This is a genomic window from Streptomyces sp. NPDC039424 (genome assembly GCF_055639495.1).
Genome location: NZ_JBVKAI010000032.1, coordinates 38,361 through 57,862 on the forward strand (window position 1 = coordinate 38,361; position 19,502 = coordinate 57,862).

The 19,502-nt window shown below is 75.8% G+C and carries 11 protein-coding genes; 3 read left to right on the forward strand and 8 right to left on the reverse strand.

Annotated elements, in window-relative coordinates; all coding sequences use genetic code 11:
* Positions 1-618: 618 nt before the first annotated feature.
* Both ACZ7L0_RS41840 and ACZ7L0_RS41845 read left to right on the forward strand, forming a co-directional pair.
* The gene (locus ACZ7L0_RS41840; RefSeq protein ID WP_471247843.1) at positions 619-1,620 is read left to right on the forward strand and encodes a hypothetical protein; all 1,002 of its coding nucleotides are present in this window, start codon (positions 619-621) and stop codon (positions 1,618-1,620) included.
* A 175-nt stretch (positions 1,621-1,795) separates the two neighbouring features.
* The gene (locus ACZ7L0_RS41845; RefSeq protein ID WP_471247844.1) at positions 1,796-2,785 is read left to right on the forward strand and encodes an AfsA-related hotdog domain-containing protein; all 990 of its coding nucleotides are present in this window, start codon (positions 1,796-1,798) and stop codon (positions 2,783-2,785) included.
* Positions 2,786-2,823: 38 nt separating this feature from the next.
* Here the strand turns inward: ACZ7L0_RS41845 and ACZ7L0_RS41850 are convergent, their stop codons facing one another.
* The 7 genes from ACZ7L0_RS41850 to ACZ7L0_RS41880 form a co-directional block, all read right to left on the reverse strand.
* Positions 2,824-3,681: a 4'-phosphopantetheinyl transferase family protein gene (locus ACZ7L0_RS41850; protein ID WP_471247862.1), complete on the reverse strand. Its 858-nt coding sequence runs from the start codon at positions 3,679-3,681 to the stop codon at positions 2,824-2,826.
* A complete protein-coding gene (locus ACZ7L0_RS41855; protein WP_471247845.1) occupies positions 3,678-3,941 on the reverse strand; it encodes a phosphopantetheine-binding protein in 264 nt (87 codons plus the stop codon). The genes ACZ7L0_RS41850 and ACZ7L0_RS41855 overlap by 4 nt, the downstream gene beginning before the upstream one ends.
* Positions 3,938-5,920: an HAD-IIIC family phosphatase gene (locus ACZ7L0_RS41860; protein WP_471247846.1), complete on the reverse strand. Its 1,983-nt coding sequence runs from the start codon at positions 5,918-5,920 to the stop codon at positions 3,938-3,940. Before ACZ7L0_RS41860 ends, ACZ7L0_RS41855 begins: the two co-directional genes overlap by 4 nt.
* The gene (locus tag ACZ7L0_RS41865) at positions 5,917-6,984 is read right to left on the reverse strand and encodes a 3-oxoacyl-ACP synthase III family protein (RefSeq protein ID WP_471247847.1); all 1,068 of its coding nucleotides are present in this window, start codon (positions 6,982-6,984) and stop codon (positions 5,917-5,919) included. The genes ACZ7L0_RS41860 and ACZ7L0_RS41865 overlap by 4 nt, the downstream gene beginning before the upstream one ends.
* The gene (locus ACZ7L0_RS41870; RefSeq protein WP_471247848.1) at positions 6,981-9,899 is read right to left on the reverse strand and encodes a type I polyketide synthase; all 2,919 of its coding nucleotides are present in this window, start codon (positions 9,897-9,899) and stop codon (positions 6,981-6,983) included. Before ACZ7L0_RS41870 ends, ACZ7L0_RS41865 begins: the two co-directional genes overlap by 4 nt.
* Positions 9,900-10,058: 159 nt before the next feature.
* A complete protein-coding gene (locus tag ACZ7L0_RS41875) occupies positions 10,059-11,843 on the reverse strand; it encodes an acyl-CoA dehydrogenase family protein (protein WP_471247849.1) in 1,785 nt (594 codons plus the stop codon).
* On the reverse strand, positions 11,840-13,663 hold the full coding sequence (locus ACZ7L0_RS41880) for a fatty acyl-AMP ligase (protein ID WP_471247850.1): 1,824 nt from the start codon (positions 13,661-13,663) through the stop codon (positions 11,840-11,842). The genes ACZ7L0_RS41875 and ACZ7L0_RS41880 overlap by 4 nt, the downstream gene beginning before the upstream one ends.
* Positions 13,664-13,954: 291 nt before the next feature.
* Between ACZ7L0_RS41880 and ACZ7L0_RS41885 the strand changes: the two genes are divergently transcribed.
* Entirely contained in the window at positions 13,955-16,684 is a 2,730-nt protein-coding gene (locus tag ACZ7L0_RS41885) for an AfsR/SARP family transcriptional regulator (protein WP_471247851.1), read from the forward strand.
* A 77-nt stretch (positions 16,685-16,761) separates the two neighbouring features.
* Here the strand turns inward: ACZ7L0_RS41885 and ACZ7L0_RS41890 are convergent, their stop codons facing one another.
* On the reverse strand, positions 16,762-19,461 hold the full coding sequence (locus ACZ7L0_RS41890) for an AAA family ATPase (protein WP_471247852.1): 2,700 nt from the start codon (positions 19,459-19,461) through the stop codon (positions 16,762-16,764).
* Between the last annotated feature and the right edge of the window lie 41 nt (positions 19,462-19,502).

The following is a 19,502-nucleotide window of genomic DNA, read 5'->3' on the forward strand; positions in this document are numbered from 1 at the left end:
AGCCGCAACCGCGTGATTACTCTTCGTATAGGACGGTGTATGCGGCAGCGAAACACTGCAAAGCCCCGCTCCCGGGAGGTGACCGGGAGCGGGGCGGGTTCGGCCCGGCCGGCGGGGGATCCGGAGGGCCGAGGCACCGGCGAGCGTGCCGCCGTCCGCTTGGACCGCACTAAACCGGAAGCGCTGATACCAGTGGGCAGGCCACCGCGAGGGGGCGGTGGCCTGCCTGGCATGGCTCAAATCGGTCTGGTGGGTCAGCCCCACCTCTCGTCGTCGGGAGTCGGGGCGGGCACGGCCCCGTCCGCCGCGGCCGACGTTGCAACGGTGCCGGTGTGGGAGTGCGTCGTCGTCTGTGCCACGGCTCCGAAAATGCCTGAGACGAGGGCCACCGCAACAACCGCCTTTCGCATGCCTGAAATTCGCATCCCAATCCCCCAGATGATGTGTGTGCGGGCTTTCGCCGCGCCCACAGTCTGCCGAGCCATGGAACCCGGCCCCAAGGGCAAACCGGTGACGTAAAGTTGCATGGCAACTAATTCTCTTTCTGCCGGGGGTGGCCACAGGATGTCCGATAAATCCCTTTCTGACCTCAGTTTCGACGAGCTGGAGGAGAGGGACGTGGCTGCGTACCGGGAGGCCGTCCACGCCGGCCGGTTCACCCGGGAGCAGATCGCCGAGGCCCTCGGCATCTCGTCCGAGGAGGTCGGCCGCATCGGGCAGAAGCTGGTGGACCTGCACCTGCTGCGCCCCATGCCCGGCGACCCGGACGTGCTGGTGCCGGTCAGCCCCGACGCCGCGGCGGCGGACCTGGTCGGTCCCGCGGAGGAGCAGATCCGCGAGCTGCAGCAGCGGGTCTCGCGGACCCGCAACGGCCTGCTCGCGCTGCTGCCCTCCTATTTCGAGAGCCGCCGGCGCCGCAACCGTATGGAGGCCTTCGACGTCATCAGCGACCTCGGTGTCGTCGAGGCGCTCCTGGACGACTACGGCAAGCGCTGCCGCAGCGAGGTGCTCACCATCCAGCCCGGCGGCCCCCGCCCGGGCTACCTGCTGGAGGGCGCCCGCAGCCGCACCCTGGAGCGGCTCGGACGCGGAGTGCGGGTCCAGCACCTGTACCAGCACACCGTCCGCGGCGATCTCGCGACCGCCGCCTATGTGCGCGACGTGTGCACGGCCGGCGCCGAGGTGCGCACCACCGGCCAGTTGATCGATCGCATGATCATCTACGACCGGGAGATAGTCTTCCTGCCCGAGCAGGGCGTGGTGGGGCGCCAGCCCGGCGCCATCGTGGTGCGCGAACCCACCCTGGTGGCGTTCCTGTGCAAGCTCTACGACCATCTGTGGGCCCAGGGCGCCCGGTTCGAGCCGGACGCCGAGGAGACCACCGACGTCGTCAACGACGTGAAGCGGTCGATCATCGGACTGATGGCCCAGGGCTACAAGGACGAGATGGTGGCCCGCCGCCTGGGCATGTCGGTGCGCACCTGCCGCCGCCACATCTCCGAGATCATGGAGGAGCTGGACTCCAGCAGCCGTTTCCAGGCCGGTGTGAACGTCGCCCTGTCCGGGATGCTCGACGGGGTCGTCTCCCTCCCGCCGCCACAACGCCTCACCCAGAACTGACTCCTGCCGGGCGGGGGGCCGGCGGGAGTTGTTGCCAGACAGCTTGCTGTCGTCGTGGGGCGCTGGCGGTGGAGCGGGGGCGTCGCCACCCTGGGAGAGCGGCATATGCCGCGGCCCGGCACGGACGGCGCTTTCGCCGGGCCGCGGCGGCCGGTGACGGGAGGGTGGTGACCGCGTGGGCGGCAGGGCTGAGGCCGCGCCGGCCGACGCCTGGACGGTGGGCGGCGGCACGCGCAGGCTGGTCCACCGGCAGCGTTCCTGGGAGCCGTTCGGGCTCGCCGACGCGGCTTCGGACCAGGCTCAGGAGTTCGTCCTGACCGGGGAGCTGCCGGCCACCCACCCGTTGCTGAGCGACGGCCCGCACCGCTTCCACGACCTTCAGGCGGCCGCCGAGATGGTGCGCGAGACCAGCGAGTTCGTCGGGCAGAGCCACTTCGGGGTGCCCGGCCACCGCACCGCCGTCTTCTACCGCTTCGCCGTCGCCGCCCGGGACGTGGCCGCCTGGCGCACCGACGGGCGTCCCGCGCTGCTGACGACGCATCTGCGGGTGCGGCCCGACAGGGTCATCGAGGGGGTGCCGCGCCTGCTGCGGTTCCGTACCCGGCTGTGCTTCGGTGACGAGCCGTGCGGGGCGGGCAGCGCCGACGTGGTGTTCCTGCCCCCGGTGGTGCACCGCGGCCACCGCGAGCACAGCCGCGCCACGACGCTGGCCGCGGCGGCCGGTGCGCAGCCCACCGGGCATCAGCCGGTCGACCCCGCCGAGGTGGGCCGCGGCCGGGCGGACACCGTCCTGCTGCACGGCCCCGTGGACATCGCCCACGGCCGGCTGTCGGCCGGCGTGCGCGTCCCGGAGGCCTGGCCGCTGCCCGGCCCGGCGGCGGGGGGCCACCTCTCGGCCCTCGTCCAGCTGGAGGCGCTGCGCCAGACGGCGCTGCTCGCCGCCGGACGGCTGCACCGGCTGGCCGTCGACCGCTGCACGCTCGGTTCGCTCAAGGTGCACTTCCGCGGCTACGCGGAGCCGGACGTGGCGCTGCGGTGCGCGGCGGTGGCCGGACTGTGCGGCCGCGACGCCGCGGGCCGCCGCGTCACACCGGTCACCCTGACCCTGTCCCAGGCGGGCCGGGCCGTGCTGGAGGCGGTGGTCACCGTGGTCGAGGACCTGTGACCGGCCACCCGACGGATCGTACGCACGGCGATGCCCCGTCAGGGTTGCGCCGCGAGTGCCTCCGCGATGGCCGTGGCGGTCTCCTCGTCCAGCATCGTGGTGATCTCGGTGTCCACGGTGCGGCCGAGGCCGGCGTCGTGGACGGCGGCGCTCATGACGAACGCGACGCCGGCCACCTCGACGGTGTAGGTGCGGAAGAACCACTCGGCGCCCGCGCCCGGCGTGCCGTCCGGCCGGTTGACCCGCACCGGTCTGCCGTCGGGCCCGAAGCCGAACTCGGTGAACCGGAACGCCATGCCCTGCCCGATCGCCTTGCTGTAGGCCTCCTTCAGCGTCCACAGCCGCACCAGACTCGGGTTGCGTTCCTCCTCCGGCAGTCGTGCGAGGTCCCGGCGCTCCTGCGGGGTGCAGATGTGCCGGTCAAGACCGTGGCGGTACAGCTGCCGGGCCGCGCGTTCGGCGTCCACGCCGATCAGCCCGCGGGTGGTCAGCCCGACCAGCAGCAGGTCGTCGGTGTGGCTGAGGCTGATGTCGATCTGGTCGCAGCCGCGCAGCGAGGGGCGCCCGGTGGGCCCGTAGGCCAGTTCCAGGTCGGCGGCGTCCACCCGCAGCACGGCGGCGGCCGTGTGCTTGAGCAGGCGCCGGGAGGCGGCGTAGCGGGCGCGCACGTCGGTGCGGGCGAGGGAGAGGTAGCGCGGCCAGTCACGGCCCAGCACGGCCCGCAGCGCCGGCCCGTCATCGGCCTGCGGGCGCCAGTCGGCCAGGCGGCCGTGGACCAGGGCGCTGCCGTGCCGGCGCACGTCGGCGCGGACCCGCGCCCAGCCGGCGCCGGTCGTCGCGGTGACCGGGACCGGCTCGCCGAGCTGGCCGCAGCCGGCGGCCGGGGGCGCGGTCACCACGGCCCGCCGGTCCCGTCGCCGGCGACCAGCGCGTGCACCTCGCGCACGGTGCGTGCCTGAAGGAGCGCGGGCACCGGCAGTCGGCGCCCGGTGCCCTCCTCCAGCAGCAGGACCAGCCGCAGCAGCAGCACCGAGTCCCAGCCCGGCAGGGTGTCCAGGTCGGTGTCCACGTCCCGCTCGGTCAGCGCCACGCCGAGGTCCTCCGACAGCAGCCGGACCAGGTCCGCGAGGGCCGGCCGGGTGCCGACGGGGCTCATCGTCCGCTCCTGGAGTCCGACGCCGAGGGCACGCGCAGGGCCGATTCCGGGAGGGACAGCCGCAGCGCGAGGTGGCCGGGGACGGCGGGCAGGCCGGTCAGCTCGCGTGTGTACCGCTCCGTCTCCGGCCCGGCGTCCCCGTCCGCGCCCGCGTCGACGTCCGCGTCCGCGTAGCCGAACCCGAGTGCCGGGTAGAAGGCGCGGGCGCGGGCGTTCTTGGCGGTGGCCCGGTAGCGGGCGTGCACGGCGGGCAGCCCGGCGCGCGCCGCCCGCGCGAGCACCGCGGCGACGACGCCCTGTTCGACGCCCCGGGCCACCACCCGGCAGCTCAGGACGAAGGTGTCCAGGTGCAGCCCGTCGGCACGGCACCGGCCCAGCAGCGCACCCACCAGCCCGCTGTCGCCGAACCGGTCGGCGACGCGCACCGCGAGCACGAGCCCGTCGGCGTCGGCGGCCCACCGGGAGACCTGCTGCTCGGTCAGCCGCAGTCCCCCCAGGTTGAACTGGTTGGTGCGGCAGGTGAGCTGGGCGATGCGGGCGGCGTCGCCCGGCCCCGGCGGGGCGACGGTCACCTCCAGGCCCAGGTCGCGCAGATACTCCTCGTACGAGCCGCTGGTGCGCCGCAGGGTGTGCCGGGCGGTGGCGCGCCGGTACTGCTCGCTGCGCTCCAGGTCGGCGGCGGTCAGCCGGGGTGTGGTGAACCAGCCGTCCCGCAGCAGCCGTTCGACGTGCAGCGCGGCCTCGCCGTCCAGTGGCACCACGGCCACGCCGGGCAGGCGGGTGCGCACCAGGGCCCGCTGGGCGGGGCTGTCGTCGGCGAAGACGAGAGCGTCGACGCCGATGCCGATCTCCTCGGCCAGCTCCGTCAGATGGGTGTCCTTGGGCCGCCAGTCCGCCTTCAGGCCGGCGAAGTCCTCGCGGCGCAGCCGCAGGCCGGGGTGGTCGCGCAGCACCTTCACCACGGGCGCGAGCTCGTTGGCGCTGCTGACGGCGAGCAGTACGCCCTGGGCGGCCAGCTGCCGCGCCAGCGTCTGCAGCGCGGCGTACGGGGAGCCGGTCACGTCGAGGCCCTCGGGACCGTCGTCGCCGAGCACTCCCGCCCACAGCGTGCCGTCCAGGTCGAGGACCAGGCATTTGCGCGTCAGGCCGCGGCGGGTGCGCACGAGGTGGCCCACCTCGCGGGCGTACGCGGCGAGCAGGGCGTCGCCGAAGGGGGCGCGGGCGTAGTGGGTCAGCCGGGCGTCACCGGCCGGGCCGGTCTCGGCGATCAGCGGGTCGAGGTCGACGACGGTGACGGCGGGACGGTCCGCGGCGAGCCGCAGCAGCCGCGCGTTGAACTCCCGCCACGCCGCCGACAGCAGCATGCGGTGCTCCTCGGCGACGAGCTGGTGGGTGTGCGTGCGCAGCAGCGGCAGCGTGTTCAGGACGAGGGTGCCGTTCCCGTGCCGGGTGTGCGCGTCGGCGACGGCGGTGAGCCGGTCGCCGAGCCGGGCCAGCGCCGCCTCGGCGTCCGGCACCCCCCAGGGCACGGCCAGTTCGTCGAAGACGGCGCCCGCGTCCAGCAGACACAGCACCACCTCGGGCCGGACCAGGGCGAGTTCGGAGCCGGGGTCGGTCAGGTCGCGCAGCCATGCGCCGTGCTCGCCGGTGACCAGGCGCACCGGCAGGCGGTGCCGGGCGAGTTCGGCGGTGAGCGGGTCGGCGAGCTGGCCGGTGGTGGAATGCCCGGTGACCGCGACGGTGACCGGTTCGGCGTCCGGGTGGCGGGCGTGCACCTCGGCGGGATCGACGCCGGCGAGGACCCGTCCGCAGGCCAGCAGGTCGGCCAGGGCGTGCGCCGGGTCCGGGTCCGGCGTGTCGGTGAGCTCGGCCAGCAGCGCAGCCACCGCGGGCCACTCGGCTGCCAGCCGTCCGCCGTCGCGCAGGGTCCGCAGCCGCTCCAGGGGCGGCCGGTCGAGCTGCCGAAGCGGGGTTGTCATGCTGCGTGCCTTCCTTCCGAAGCCGTGTCGCCCGCCGCGTCGGGCGGCGGGGCCTTCTCCAGGGCGAGCCCGGCCTTGATCCACTTGCTGGATTCCACGACCACGGACACGGCCCGTTCGCCGTGGCCGAACCGGGGCAGCAGCCGGTCGATCTGCAGCAGCGGCAGCGCGTTGCCGGTGTTGCCGGTGTCGGCGACGCAGGAGACCTCCTGCAGGTCGGGCACGCCCAGATGTTCGGTGATGCGGGCGGTCATCCGCCCCGACAGCTGCGGCGGCAGCAGGTACCGCACGTCCTCGCTCCGCCAGCCGGTGCTGTCGAACAGCTCCCACAGGATCTCCGCGGCCATGGCCGGTACGTGATCCTCGATCGCCTTGTAGTCCTCGCTCAGCATCCGCCGGTTGCCACCGCGGCGGGCGGTGCCGTCCCAGTCGACGAGCTGGCCCGGCGGACGGCCCAGCCCGGTGAAGCGGTGGATCAGGCCGCGCACCGCGACGGCTTCGCCGAGCGGTTCGTCCGCCACCACGGCCGCGGCGGCCCCGTCGCCGAACAGCACGTAGTTGACGAGCTCCTCGGTGGGCAGGGCGGCGGCGCGGCGCCTGGGGTCGAGGAACCGGGCGGTGACGTCCCCGGCGAGCACCAGTCCGGTGCGGCGGGTGTCGTCGAGCAGGGCACGGGCCACGTCGAGGGCCTGTACGGAGCCCGCGCAGCCGGACTGGAGCTGGTAGGTCGGCAGGTGGTCGACGCCGAGCCGGTCGGCGACCTCGTTGACCGTGGCCGGCAGGAGGGTGTCCGGGGTGGCGGTGGCGAGCACCAGGAAGTCCAGGTCCTGGGGGTCGAGGCCGACCGCGGCCAGGGCCTGCGCGGCGGCCTCGGCGCACAGGTCGGCGAGCGTGTGGGTGCTCTCGCCGGTGGCGGTGTCCCAGGCGAAGTGCCGGCTGCGGGTGCCGACGAACAGGTCGATCCACTCCTCGCTGATGCCGAAGACCGAACCGAGCCGGTCGTTGCCGACCGGGGGCCCGGGCAGGGCGGCGCCGGTGCCCGCGATGTACAGCGTGCCGCTCATGCCGGCGCCCCCGTGCTGATCCACTCGCCCAGGAACGCGGCCAGGGTGCCCACCGAGCGCAGTTCGGGCAGGAGTTGCCGCACCGTGGTGCCGCGGGCCTGCGGCAGCCGGCGCTCGATCCGGTCCTTCAGCATCATGATCATCACCGAGTCGAAACCGAGGTCCTCGTGGAAGCGGGTGGCGCTGTGCACGCGTTCCGCCGAGTACTCCCCCACCTCGACGACCGCGTCGATGACGGCGGCGAGCACCGGGTCGCCGGCTGCGCCCGCGCCGGGTGCCGGGCCGCCGTCCCCGTCGAGGCCGTGCGGGGCGGCGGGGTGCGCCACCGGCGGCTGTCGCCGGCAGCGGGTTTCGGTGGAGAAGGCGTACGGGGCCAGCCGCTCGTGCCCCCGGTGCGCGGGCGGGTACAGCGCCTCCCAGTGGGGGTCGGCTCCCGACCGGTACAGCTCGGCGAGGGCCTCGGCCAGGTCCCGTACGGTGGCGGCGGGACCCGGTGCCGGATGGACCAGCGCGACGCCCTCGGCCGCCCCCGACCGGGCCGCGAGCGGCAGAAGCTGCGGCCGGGGCCCGAGTTCGACCAGGGCGGTGGGCGCCAGGTCGGTGACGAGCGCGGCCAGCGCGTCGGTGAACCGCACCGGTTCGGCGGCCTGTCCGGCGAAGTACGCGGCGTCCAGCGGTTCCTCGCCCATCAGCCTGCCGTAGCGGGTGGAGGCGAAGGGGATGCGCGGCGCGCGGCCGGGCAGGCCTGCGGCGGCCTCGGCGAAGCCGGCGAGCGCCGGCGTGATCAGCGGGGAGTGGAAGGCGTGCGAGACGTTCAGGCGCCGGCCGTCCAGGCGCCGTTCGCGCAGCAGGGCGGTGATCTCGTCCAGCGCCGCGGCGGGTCCGGCCACCACGGTGTCGGCGGGCCCGTTGACCGCGGCGACCACCGCTTCGGGCACCCGCTCCAGCAGGGCGGCGACCTCGGGCGCGGCGGCGCGCACGGCCAGCATCCCGCCGCCGTCGGGCAGTGCGTCCATCCGGCGGGCGCGCAGCGCGACCAGGCGGGCGGCGTCCGGGAGGTCCAGGGCGCCGGCGGCGACGGCGGCGGCGAACTCGCCGACGCTGTGCCCGAGTACCGCGTCGGGCCGTACGCCGAGTTCCTCGAGGGTGCGCAGCAGCGCGTACTGGACGGCGAACAGGGCGGGCTGGGTCCAGCCGGTGCGGTGCACCCGCTCGTCGGCGGTCAGCAGCAGCCGTACCACCGAGCCGTCCAGGTGCGGCGCGAGGGCTTCGTCGGCGGCGTCCAGATGACGGCGGTAGGCCGGTGAGGTCCGGTACAGCTGCGCGGTCATGCCCGGTTCCTGCGCGCCCTGCCCGCAGAACAGGAAGCCGACCGTCGACGGGCGCCAGGTGCGCTCGGCGCTCTGCGCCTCGAGGCCCTCGTCACCCGCCGCCGTGCGCAGCGCGTCGGCGAGTTCGGCGGTGTCGCGCACGGTGAACGCGGCCCGGTACGGCAGCCCGGTCTTGACCCGGTTGCTGCTGAAGCACAGCGCGGCGGCGTTCCCGCGCGGGCGCCGGGCGACGGCTTCGGCCTGGACGGCGAGGTTGCGGCGCAGCGCCTGCGGGGTGTCGGCGGAGACGGTGAACACTCCGCCGCCCCAGTCGTCGCGGGCGCGGCGGGCGGTGCGGCGCGGGCGCGGGGCGTCGCTGAGGACGGCGTGCGCGTTGGTGCCGCCCATGCCGAAACTGCTGACCGCGGCCACGGTCGGCCCGGCGGGCAGCCGCAGGGGCGCCTTCAGCAGCCGCAGTCCGCGCTCGGCCAGGCGCAGGGTCGGATTCTCGCGGTGGGCGAAGCGGCTGGCGGGCACGATCCGGTGGTGCAGCGCGAGCACCGCCTTGATCAGGCCGGCGATGCCCGAAGCGCCCTCGGTGTGGCCGAGGTTGCCCTTGACCGAGCCGATGGCGCACGGCTGTGCCCGCGGTACGGAGTGCACCTCGCCGAGTGCGGCGCACTCGATGATGTCGCCCAGTACGGTGCCGGTGCCGTGCGCCTCGATGAAGCGCACCTGGTCGGGGGTGACCCCGGCCCGGCGGCAGGCGGCGCTCACCACCGCCCGCTGCGACCAGCGGCTCGGTGCCGTCACCCCGTTGGAGCGGCCGTCCTGGTTGACGGCGGTGCCCCGGATGACGGCGTAGACGCGCTGCCCGTCGGCGAGGGCGTCCTCCAGGCGCCGCAGCACGGTGACGCCGACGCCGTCGCTGCGCACGATGCCGTCGGCGTCCGCGCTGAACGGCTTGCACCGGCTGTCCGGCGAGGCGAGGCCCATCTGCCGGTAGACCGTGCCGAGCGCCGGGGTGAGCACGATGTTCACGCCGGCGGCCAACGCGGTGTCGCACTCACCGGACAGCAGGGAGTTGACGGCCAGGTGGACGGCGACCAGGGAGGAGGAGCAGGCGGTGTCCACCACCATGCTCGGGCCGCGCAGATCGAGGTGGTACGAGATCCGGTTCGCGGTCATCCCGGTGGCGCTGCCCGATCCCACCTGGGGCGTCGGCCGGGCGTGGGCGCCGAGGTGGAGCTGTGCCCACTCGCTGCTCATCGTGCCGACGAACACACCGGTGTCGCTGCCGGCCAGTGAGCCGGGGGCGCGTCCGGAGTCCTCCAGGGCGCGCCACGCGCTGTGCAGCAGCAGCCGCTGCTGGGGGTCCATGGACCCCGCCTCGCTGGGCGACACGGAGAAGAAGGCGTGGTCGAAGACGTCGATGTCGGTGAGGAATCCGCCCTGCACCGAGCCGTCGAAGCCGGGGCCCAGCCAGCGCTGCCGGGGCAGCGGCCCGATCGCGTCGCCCCCGCGCATCAGCAGCTCCCAGTAGGCGTCGACTCCGTCGGCCGCGGGGAAGGCGCAGTCGAGCCCCACCACCGCCACGCCGGTCACGGCCGCCGCCGCGCGCCGTGCGTCCGCTCGTCGGCCGGGGTGCTGCCCGGGCCGGGTGGCGGGGCGGTGGGTGCCGTGGTGCGCGGCGGCGTTGCCCGGTCCATCCGTGAACTCCTTGCTCCGTGGTGCGTCGGTGTCTCGTGGCGGCTGCCCGGCCGCTCAGCCGGGCAGCGGCATGTCGTACAGGTCGAAGCCGCGCCGGTCGCCGAAGCGGGCGAGCACTTCCTGGTGGACCCGGGCCAGGCATTCGGGGGGCAGTTCGACGTCGCGCACGCCCAGCCGGCCGGCGATGCGGTGCAGGGCCGCCGCCGCCCACGCCGGGTCGGCGAGGAAGGGGTCGCGCAGCCGGTCGCTGTGCCGCCACACCCCGAGCACCGCCGCGGCGGCCAGCACCAGCACATAGCGGTCGGTGAGCGCGAACCACGCGGGGTTGACGCTGTGCCGGTCGAGCGGATCCAGGGCGAGCACCCGCTCGCGCAGGTCGCGCAGTTCGTCGACCATCCGCTCGGCGAGCGTCCGCAGGGTGCGTTCCACCGGTCCCCGGCCGGGCAGCGAGGCGGCGGTGGCCGGCAGCGAGGCGCTCAGGCTGTCGTGGCCGCCGGCGAGCGCGAGCCGGTCGTAGGCGAACGGGGGCAGCGGGTCGCCCGGCCTGAAGAGGGCCGCGGGCGCCTCCTGGGTGCGCAGCCACGAGGTACGGGCCAGCCGCTGAAGCTGGGGGATGATGGTGGCCTGGCAGGCGACGGTGCCGGCGTGCCCGAGGCTGATGATCGGTACGTCCCGCAGGTGCTTCTGGAAGACGCCGACGGTCCCGTGCCGGGTGTAGATCTGGGAGCCGAGCACGGTGGCCAGGTCGTACAGCGTGTCGCGCAGCACCTTCGGCAGCAGCGACTTGATCGCCGCCGAGTACAGGCTGGTCTCGGCGGGCCGCAGGTGCAGGGCCCGGGTCGCCACCACCGCCAGGCTGTCGTACAGCAGCAGGTTGACGAACGCGCCGGTGAGGGTGGCGGCGGCGTTGTGCGGCTCCACGGGGCTGGCGCCGCCGGTGCCGGGCCGCCGGCCCTGGCCGGCCAGGAGGGCGGTACGCAGACCGGTGTCGACGGCCGCGACCACCAGCCCCGCCATCAGGGTGCGGCTCATCTGGAAGGAGAGCAGCGAGGTGCTCACCCCGCTGCCCGGCGGGCCGAGCAGCGCCGACTCGGGCACGGGGCAGTCGGTGAAGCGGGCCCCGGCGCAGAAGTAGCCGCGCAGGCCGACGGAGTCGGCGCTCGGGCGGCGGGTGATCTCGAACCGGCCGGAGGGCAGCTCGCGCGGGTCCATGGCTAGCACCGACAGGCAGTCGCTGCCCCGGCCCTCGGCGGTACGCAGCACCAGTACCAGGGCGTCGGCCCGCTGGAGGTTGTTGATGACGGGCTTGGCGCCGGTGACGGAAAGGCCTCCGCCGGGCCGGGGCACGGCACGCACCTGGCTGCGGACGAAGTCGTTGGTGTGCGCGGTCTCGTGCTGGGCGATGGACGCCTTGGAGCCGCCCAGCAGTTGGCGGGCCAGCCGGTGCTGCTGGGCCGGGTCGCCGCGCATCCAGAGGTAGTTGGCGGCCATGAAGGTCGTCATGCCGTAGCCCATGCCGAGGCCGACGTCGCGGCGGAAGACCGCGCGCATCACGCGCAGCAGTGTCTCGGGCGAGTCGAAGCGGCCTCCGAGCGCGGTCGGTACGAACTCCGCGTTCAGCCCGAAGGAGTCGAGCACCGCCTCGGCCTCGGCGCACACGGTGGCGGCCCGGTCCGCGGTGAGCAGCGAGCGGTAGCCGGCCGGGTTGTCCTCCAGCGCCGGGTCCCCCAGCAGTGTCTCGATCCGCCGGACGCGCTCGGGCACGGGGGCCTTCGGCGCCCCGGCACCGTCGTACGGGTCCGCGGGCCGGGGCGGGGCGGAGGCACCGGGGGCGTTCACCGCAACGCCTCCTCCCGGGCGTCGGCCGCCGCCGGGCGGCCCCGGCCGCCGAGCAGTTCGTCACCCAGGCGTGCCTGGTGGGGGCGGATCAGGGTACGCACCGCCGGGTCGAGCACCTCGTACAGGCCGGTCAGTTCGCCGCTGAGGAACAGCCGGCGCATCAGGGTGCGCTGCACCTTGCCGCTGGTGGTGCGGCGCAGCGTGCCGGGCCGTACCAGCACCACGTTGCCCGCCGGGACCTCGAACTCCTGCCCGATGAGGGTCTGGATGCGGCGGGCCAGGGCGCGCAGCCGCTCCCCGTCGGCGTGCGGGGCGCGCACCTCGTGCACGACGACCAGCTGTTCCCGCTGGGCGTGCACGGTGAACACGGCGCCGTGCACCGAGCCGAGTGTGCTGGACAGCTCCCGGACGGCCCACTCCACGTCCTGCGGGTAGAGGTTGCGGCCGTTGAGGATGATGGCCTCCTTCAGCCGTCCGGTGACGAACAGCTGGCCGTCCTGGACGGCGCCCAGGTCGCCGGTGCGCAGGTAGGGGCCGTCGCCGTCGGGCAGGCGGGCCTGGAAGACGTCCGCGCTCTCCCCCGGCCGGCGCCAGTAGCCCCGCGCGACGCTCGCGCCGCGCAACCAGATCTCACCGACCCCGCCCTCGGGCCGCTCGCGCAGGTCCTGGCCGACGATGCGCACCTCGTACTCGTCGGCGGTGCCGCAGCCGACCAGGGTGCGCGTCGCACTGCCCGGGCGCGGGTCGCGCAGCTCGTCCTGTTCCAGGCCGGCCGCGTCCACGGTCCGCCGCAGGTACGGGCGGCCGGGTTCGCCGCCGCTGACGCACAAGGTGGCCTCGGCCAGCCCGTACGCCGGGAAGACCGCTTCCGCGCGCAGCCCGGCCGGGGCGAACCGCGCGGCGAACGCGTCCAGCGTCTGCGCCCGCACCGGTTCGGCCCCGTTGAGGGCGACGCGCCAGCGCGACAGGTCCAGCGAGGCGATCTGCTCGTCCGTGACGCGGCGCACGCACAGGTCGTAGCTGAAGTCGGGGCCGCAGGCGACGGTTCCGCCGTGGGCGTCGATGGCCCGCAGCCAGCGCACGGGCCGTTTGATGAAGGTCCTGGCCGGCATCTGCACGGCCACCGCGCCCAGCCACAGCGGGTGCAGCAGATGCCCGATCAGGCCCAGGTCGTGGTAGTGCGGCAGCCAGCTGACGAAGCGGTCCCGGGAGGTGGAGCGCAGGACGCGGCGGAACGCCTCCTGGTTGGCGAGCAGGTTCCCGTGGGAGACCATCGCGCCGCGCGGCTGCGTGGTCGAGCCCGAGGTGTACTGGAGGAAGGCCAGGTCGTCGGGGCCGAGCGGCGGCATGGTCCACTCGCCGGGGTCCGCGCCCTCGTCGGAGTCGGTGGCCAGGCACGCCGTGTCGCTGCGACCGGCCATGGCGAGCCACCGCGACACCTCCGGCGCGTCGGCGGAGTCGGTGAGCACCGCGACCGCCCCGGTGTCGCGGATGATCCCGGTGGCCCGGCGCAGCCGCTCCCGCCGGTCCCGGGGCAGCGGTGCGGGCACGGCCACCGCACCGGCGTAGAGGCAGCCGGTGAACGCCTTCAGGAACTCCTGGCCGGGCGGGTACAGCAGCAGCACCGGCCGTCCCCGCGCGCCCAGTTCGGTGAGCCGCACCGCCAGCGTCCGGGCCGCGCGGTCCAGCTCGCCGTACGTCAGGCGCTCGGCCGGGGCCTCCTCGGAGGGGCCGTCGGGCAGGAAGAGGTGCGCGTCCTGGTCGGCGAGCGACTCGGCCCGCTCGACGACGCACTGGGTGAACGTGGAATACGACTTCACATCGGCCCCCTCTGCCGTACTCGGGACGGCGGGCGGGCCGCACCCGACGGCGCACCCGCACCCGCGCTGCCGCATCGTTTCCGGGCTGCCTAAAGAGAACCTTGCGGGACCAATGCCACCCTCCCGGTGGCTCCACCCCTGTGCGGTGGCCGGCCCGGAACAGGGGTGCGGGTGTCCGCAGCTGGGGTGTGCGCCGGAGCTACGGTGGGTCCGCTGTACGCCCGCCGGCCGGGGGCGTGTGCGCTCCGGGCAGCGGGGTGTGCTGCGCCGAGGCGAGAGGCGGGGGGCCGTATGCGATTCAGGGTGCTGGGACCGCTGGAGGTGACGACGGCGGGTGACGCCCGGTCGGTGACACCACGGGCCGCCAAGGTGCGGGTGGTGCTGGCGACCCTGCTGGTCCGCGCCAACGAGGTGGTCTCCGTCGACGGGCTCATCGACGAGCTGTGGGGCGAGGAACCGCCGCGCACCGCGATGACCACGCTGCAGGTCTACATATCGCAGCTGCGCAAGCTGCTGGGTGAGGCGCACCCGGAGTCGGGCCGGGAGGCGCTGCACACCCGCTCCCCCGGCTATCTGCTGCGGGTGGTCCCCGCCCAGCTGGACCTGGCCGTCTTCGAGGACCTGCACCGCCAGGGCCGCGAGGCGCTGGAGCGGGGCGACCACAAGGCCGCCGCCGACCTCCAGCGCCGGGCACTGGCGCTGTGGCGCGGCCCGCTGCTGTCGGACATCCCGCACGGCGGCCTGTTGCACAGCATGGCCGTCCGCCTCGGCGAGGTGCGTCTCGCCGCACTGGAACAGCGCGTACGGGCCGAACTCCACCTGGGGCGGCACCGGGAGCTGCTCGGCGAACTCACGGCGCTCACCACCGAACTGCCGCTGAACGAGGAGTTCCACGCCCATCTCATGGTGGCGCTGTACCGCGCCGGCCGGCAGGCCGACGCGCTGCGCACCTTCGGCAAGCTGCGCCGCACCCTCGTCGACGAGCTGGCCATCGAACCCGGCCGCCGTCTGCAGGAGCTGCACAGCCGTATCCTCACCGGCGACCCGGCGCTGCTGCGCCCCGCCGCCCGGCGGCGGCCACGCGCCGGCTCCGGCGAGGGCGACGGCGAACGGCCGCGCGCGCTGGCCGTCGCCGCGCCCGTGGTCCGTACGCCCCGGATCCTGGACGACCTGCCCGCCCCGGATCCGCTGTTCACGGGCCGTCACCGGGAGCTGGAGCGGCTCACCGGCTGGCTGCGCGACCTGCCCGGCGGTGACTGCGTGCAGGTGACCGGCCCGGCCGGCCAGGGCAAGACGGCACTCGCGGTGGCCGCCGCCCGAGGGGTCGGCGAGGCGTTTCCCGACGGGCGCGTCCTGGTGCGCATGCGCGACGAGGCGGGCCGCCCCCTGTCCCCGACCGGGGCCCTGCGGGCGGTACTGGGCGGCCTCGGCGGCGCCGACCCGGTGCCGCCCACCGGTGGGGCGCTGCGCACGGCGGTGCAGCGGCTGACCGAGGGCCGCCGGCTGCTGCTCGTCCTCGACGACGCCGTGGCCGCGGCCCAGCTGCGCCCGTTGCTGCCGCTGGCCCCCGGCTGCGGCGCCCTGGTCACGAGCCGTCCCCCGCTGCCCGGGCTCGGCGGCCGGATCCTGCCCCTGGAGGACCTGTCCGCGCCCGACGCGCGGGACCTGCTCAGGACGGCGTCCGGCCGCCCGCTCGGCTCCGGTGACGAGGATCCGGCCCACGGGGGCGAGCCGTACGGTGACACGGGCGACGACGAGTACGACGCGGGCGGCACGTCCGCGGCGGGGACTTGGGACGCCATGGACGGCCCGGACGGCGAGGAGGGCGACGGCCGGGCCGTGGACGCCTGGGACCGGCTGGCCGTCCTGTGCGGGCGGACGCCCGGGGCGCTGCGCGCGGTCGCCGGCCATCTGGCGGCCCATCCGCACCGCTCCCCCGCCGCGCTCGTGGCCCGGCTGCGCGGGGAGGACGGCAGGCTGGCCGCGCTGCGCGCCCTCGACCACGAGTACGCGGGGCGGCTGCGCGCGGTGTACGACGCGATGCCCGAGGCGGAGCGCCGCGCCGCCCGGCTGCTGAGCCTGCTGCCCGCCGGGCCGTTCGGCACCGGGGCCGCGGCAGCCGCGCTCGGCGTGCGTCCCGAGGCCGCCGAGCGCACCGTGCGCTCGCTGGTCGAGGCGGGTCTGCTGACCCCGGACCCGGCCGGAGGCGGCCACCTCTTCCCGCCGCTGCTGCGGCTGACGGTCGCCGAGGCGCTGGAGGAGGAGGACCCGGTGTGGGTACGCGCGGCGCTGGCCCGGCTCACTGCCGCCGCCGCCGACCGCGCCGAGACCGCGCGGCACGCCGCCCGCATGGACGGACTGCACCCGCTGGACTGGTTCGCCCGGCGGCAGCGGGACCTGACCGCCCTGGTCGGCCGGGCCCACGACATGGGCCTGTGGGCGCAGACCGTGCGCCTGGCCGAGGCCATGACCGGCTTCCTTGAGGCGCTGGCCGCCTGGGCGGACTGGGAGCACACGCACACCCTCGCCCTCGACGCGGCCGGGCACCTCGGCGACCGGGCGGCCCGGGCACGGCTGCTGCGGTCGCTGGGCGACCTGGCCTGGCAGCGCCACCGCACCGAGGAGGCCTGGCAGTGGTACCGGCGGGCCCTGGATGCCGCGGACACCGCCGCCGCCGAGCGGGGCCGGGTCCTCGCCTGCCTCGCCGACGTGCATCTGGAGCGCGGCGCGGGCGCGACCGCGGCCCGGTTGGTGACCCCCACGCTCACCGAGGCGGACAACGACACCCGCGGCTGCTTCGAGGCCCGCCGGGTGCTCGGCCTGCACGCGCTGGAGTCCGAGGGCGGCGACGCGGCCCGCGCCCACTTCCAGCAGTGCCTGACACTCGCCGGGGCACTGGGCGACCGACGCCTGGAAGCGTACGCGCGACGCTGGCTGGACCGCCTGGGCGGCGACACAACGGCTCCCCGGTGGGCGGAAGTCCGCCCCGGCGTCTGGCGCGTCCGCGCCCTCACGCCGTAGCGGGGGGCGGTGTGTCGCGACGGAACGGCACCCCCAGCAGGCGGAAGCCCGCCCCGGCGTCCGGTGTGGCCGCGCCCTTACGCCGTGGCGGCGGGGGACGGTGTGTCGTGGGTCAGGCTCAGGGGGAGTTCGTGGCGGCGGGTGATGCCGAGTCTGCGGTAGGCCCGGGTCAGGTGCTGTTCGACGGTGCTCATCGTGACGTTGAGCCGGGCCGCGATCTCGCGGTTGGTGTGCCCCAGCGCGGCGAGCGCGGCGACCTTCCGTTCCGCCTCCGTGAGCAGGTCCTCGTGTCCGGCGGCCGGGGCCGTGGGGCGCCTGCCGCCGGGCCGGTCGGCGCGGCCCGGCAGGATCCGCTCGCACAGCGCCCTGGCCCCGCAGTCGGCCGCCAGCTCCCAGGCCCTGCGTATGTGGGTCCCGGCCCTGGCGCCCTGCCCGGCCAGCTGCAGCGCCCGCCCGAGGTCGGCGAGCGCGAGGGCGTGCTCCAACCGGTCGCCGCTGCGCCGGAGTTCGGCGGCGGCGCGGGAGAGCAGGCCGGGGCGCTCGGCGGGCGGCGCGATGGCCGCGCGCAGCCGCAGGGCGACACCGCGTACCCGGGGGCCGCGCGCCTGGGGCAGCGCCAGTTGCTCGGCGACGAGGCGCTCGGCGGGCCGGTGCCGGCCCAGCCGGACCAGTGCCTCCGCCGCGTCGGTGCGCCACGGCAGCACCCCGGGCCGGTCCAGGGCCCAGCCCGCGGCCAGCCGCCCCGCGTCCAGGAACTCCGCGAGCGCGGCCTCGCCCTGCTCGGTGGCCAGGTAGTACCGGCCGCGGGCCCGCAGGTGGTCCAGGACGTGGGCGCTGTGGAACAGCTCCTGCGGCACCGGCAGTTCCAGGCGCCGCGCGGCCTGCGTGCACCGGCCCATCGCGGCGAGCGCGGTGACCTCGGCGGCGACGAGCGCGAACAGCAGCAGCCCGCCGCGGCCCTCCACCGCCGAGATCGCCGAGGCCGCCGCACGCCGCGCCCCGGGCAGGTCCCCGAGCCGCAGCAGCGCTTGGGCGTGCAGCAGCCCGAAGGTGGCGTACCAGCCGGGCGAGTGGTCGGCGTCGGCCTCGGCCTGGAGTTTCTGGCACCACGTCACGGCCCGCTCCAGGCGGTCGGCGTGCACCAGCGCGCGCACCGCCTGTACGACGGTGTCGAAGGTGCCATGGGTCAGCGGGGTGCCTTTGAGCAGCCGGTCGAGGGCGGCCTCGTCGGCGAGGCACGGCCACAGGACGGCCGCGGCCCGCGGCAGCGCGTCGGGCGGTGCCTCGTCCGGCGCCGGCTGCAGCAGCCCGCGCAGCGGGTCCTCGCCCACGGCGCCGGTGGCCCGCTGCCGCTCGGCCGCGTCCAGTGCCTCCGCGGCCTCCGCCACCCGGCCGTGGAAGATCAGCAGCCGGGCGAGCAGCCCGCATTCCCCGTAGCCGAGCGCTCCGCGGCGCAGGCCGCGCAGCGGGCCCGCCAGGTACCGCTCGGCCGCCGCGAGATCGGTGCGGCGGACCACGGCGGCGAGCCGCAGCGCCACCTCCCACCGCTGCGGCCCCTCCGGGCACCAGTCGTGGGCGAGCGCCAGGCAGTCGACGGCGTATCCGGTGTCGTCGTCGCACAGCGCCTGCCGGGCCGCCTCCCGCAGCAGCGGCACCGCCCAGGTCCGCTCACCCGCCGCCACCGCGGCCAGTGCCTCGGGGGCCGGCGCATGGTCCGCGCGGGCGAGCAGCAGGTGTCGGGCCGCGGCACCGGCCCGCGCCCCGCCGTCGTACAGCACGCGGGCGGCCCGGACCCGCAGGGCGGCGCGCTCGGCGGCGCCGGCCGACTCCAGCGCTGCGTCGGCGATCGCGGGGTGCCGTATCCGTCGCCCGTCCAGCAGGCCCATGGCGTCCAGTACGTCGAAGGCGTGGCCGGTCTCGGCCACGGTGGCGCCGGTGACCCCGGCGGCGCGCTCCACGGTGGCGTCGTCGCCGAGCACCGCCAGGGCCGCGGCCAGCTGGCGGGCGGGCAGCCCGCTGCGCAGCAGGCAGGCGACGACGGCCTGCGCGAACGGCCCCTGCCCTGGCTGTTCTGTCTGGTCCGTCTGCCCCGTCTGCCCCGCCTGTTCCGTCAAGAGGGCCTTGAGCAGCAGCGGGTTGCCTCCGCCGGCCCGGTGGAGGGCGGTCGCGCGCGCCGCGTCGGGCGGGGCGCCGGTGCGGCGGGCCAGGAGGGCGGCGGTGCCGCGCGGGTCGAGGCGGCGCACCCGGACCCGGGTGAAGCCCTCGTGGCGCAGCAGTTCGGTGCTCGTCTCCTGGCCGCCGGGCAGCGGGGCGCCGAGGGTGTGGGTGAGCGCCAGCAGTACCGGCAGGTGCCGCGTCTCCCGGCACAGGTGCAGCAGCAGACCGAGGGAGGCGGCGTCGGTGTCCTCCAGGCCGTCCACGCACACCACCACGGGTGCCCGCCCGGCCAGCAGCCGCAGGGTGTCGGTGAACCCGGCGGTGAACCCGGCCGGGTCGGTGGCCGCGGACAGTCCCTCGGGCCTCTCCGGCCGCGGCAGCGAGCCGAGCAGCCGGCGCAGCACACCGTGGGGCGCCTCGGCCGGTGTGTACGTCCCGGCCGTGGTGCGCAGCACCAGCGCCCCGCGCTCGGTGGCGCGTTGCCCGAGGCGGTGCAGCAGTTCGGTCTTGCCGCAGCCGGCCGCACCCTCGATCAGTACGACGGCCGACTCGCCGTGGACACAGCGCTCCAGCGCGCCTTCCAGCGGCTCCCACTCGTCCTCTCGCCTCTGGAACCCCATTCCGCCTCCCCGGATCGTGTCTCCACTGTCCGGAAATCGAG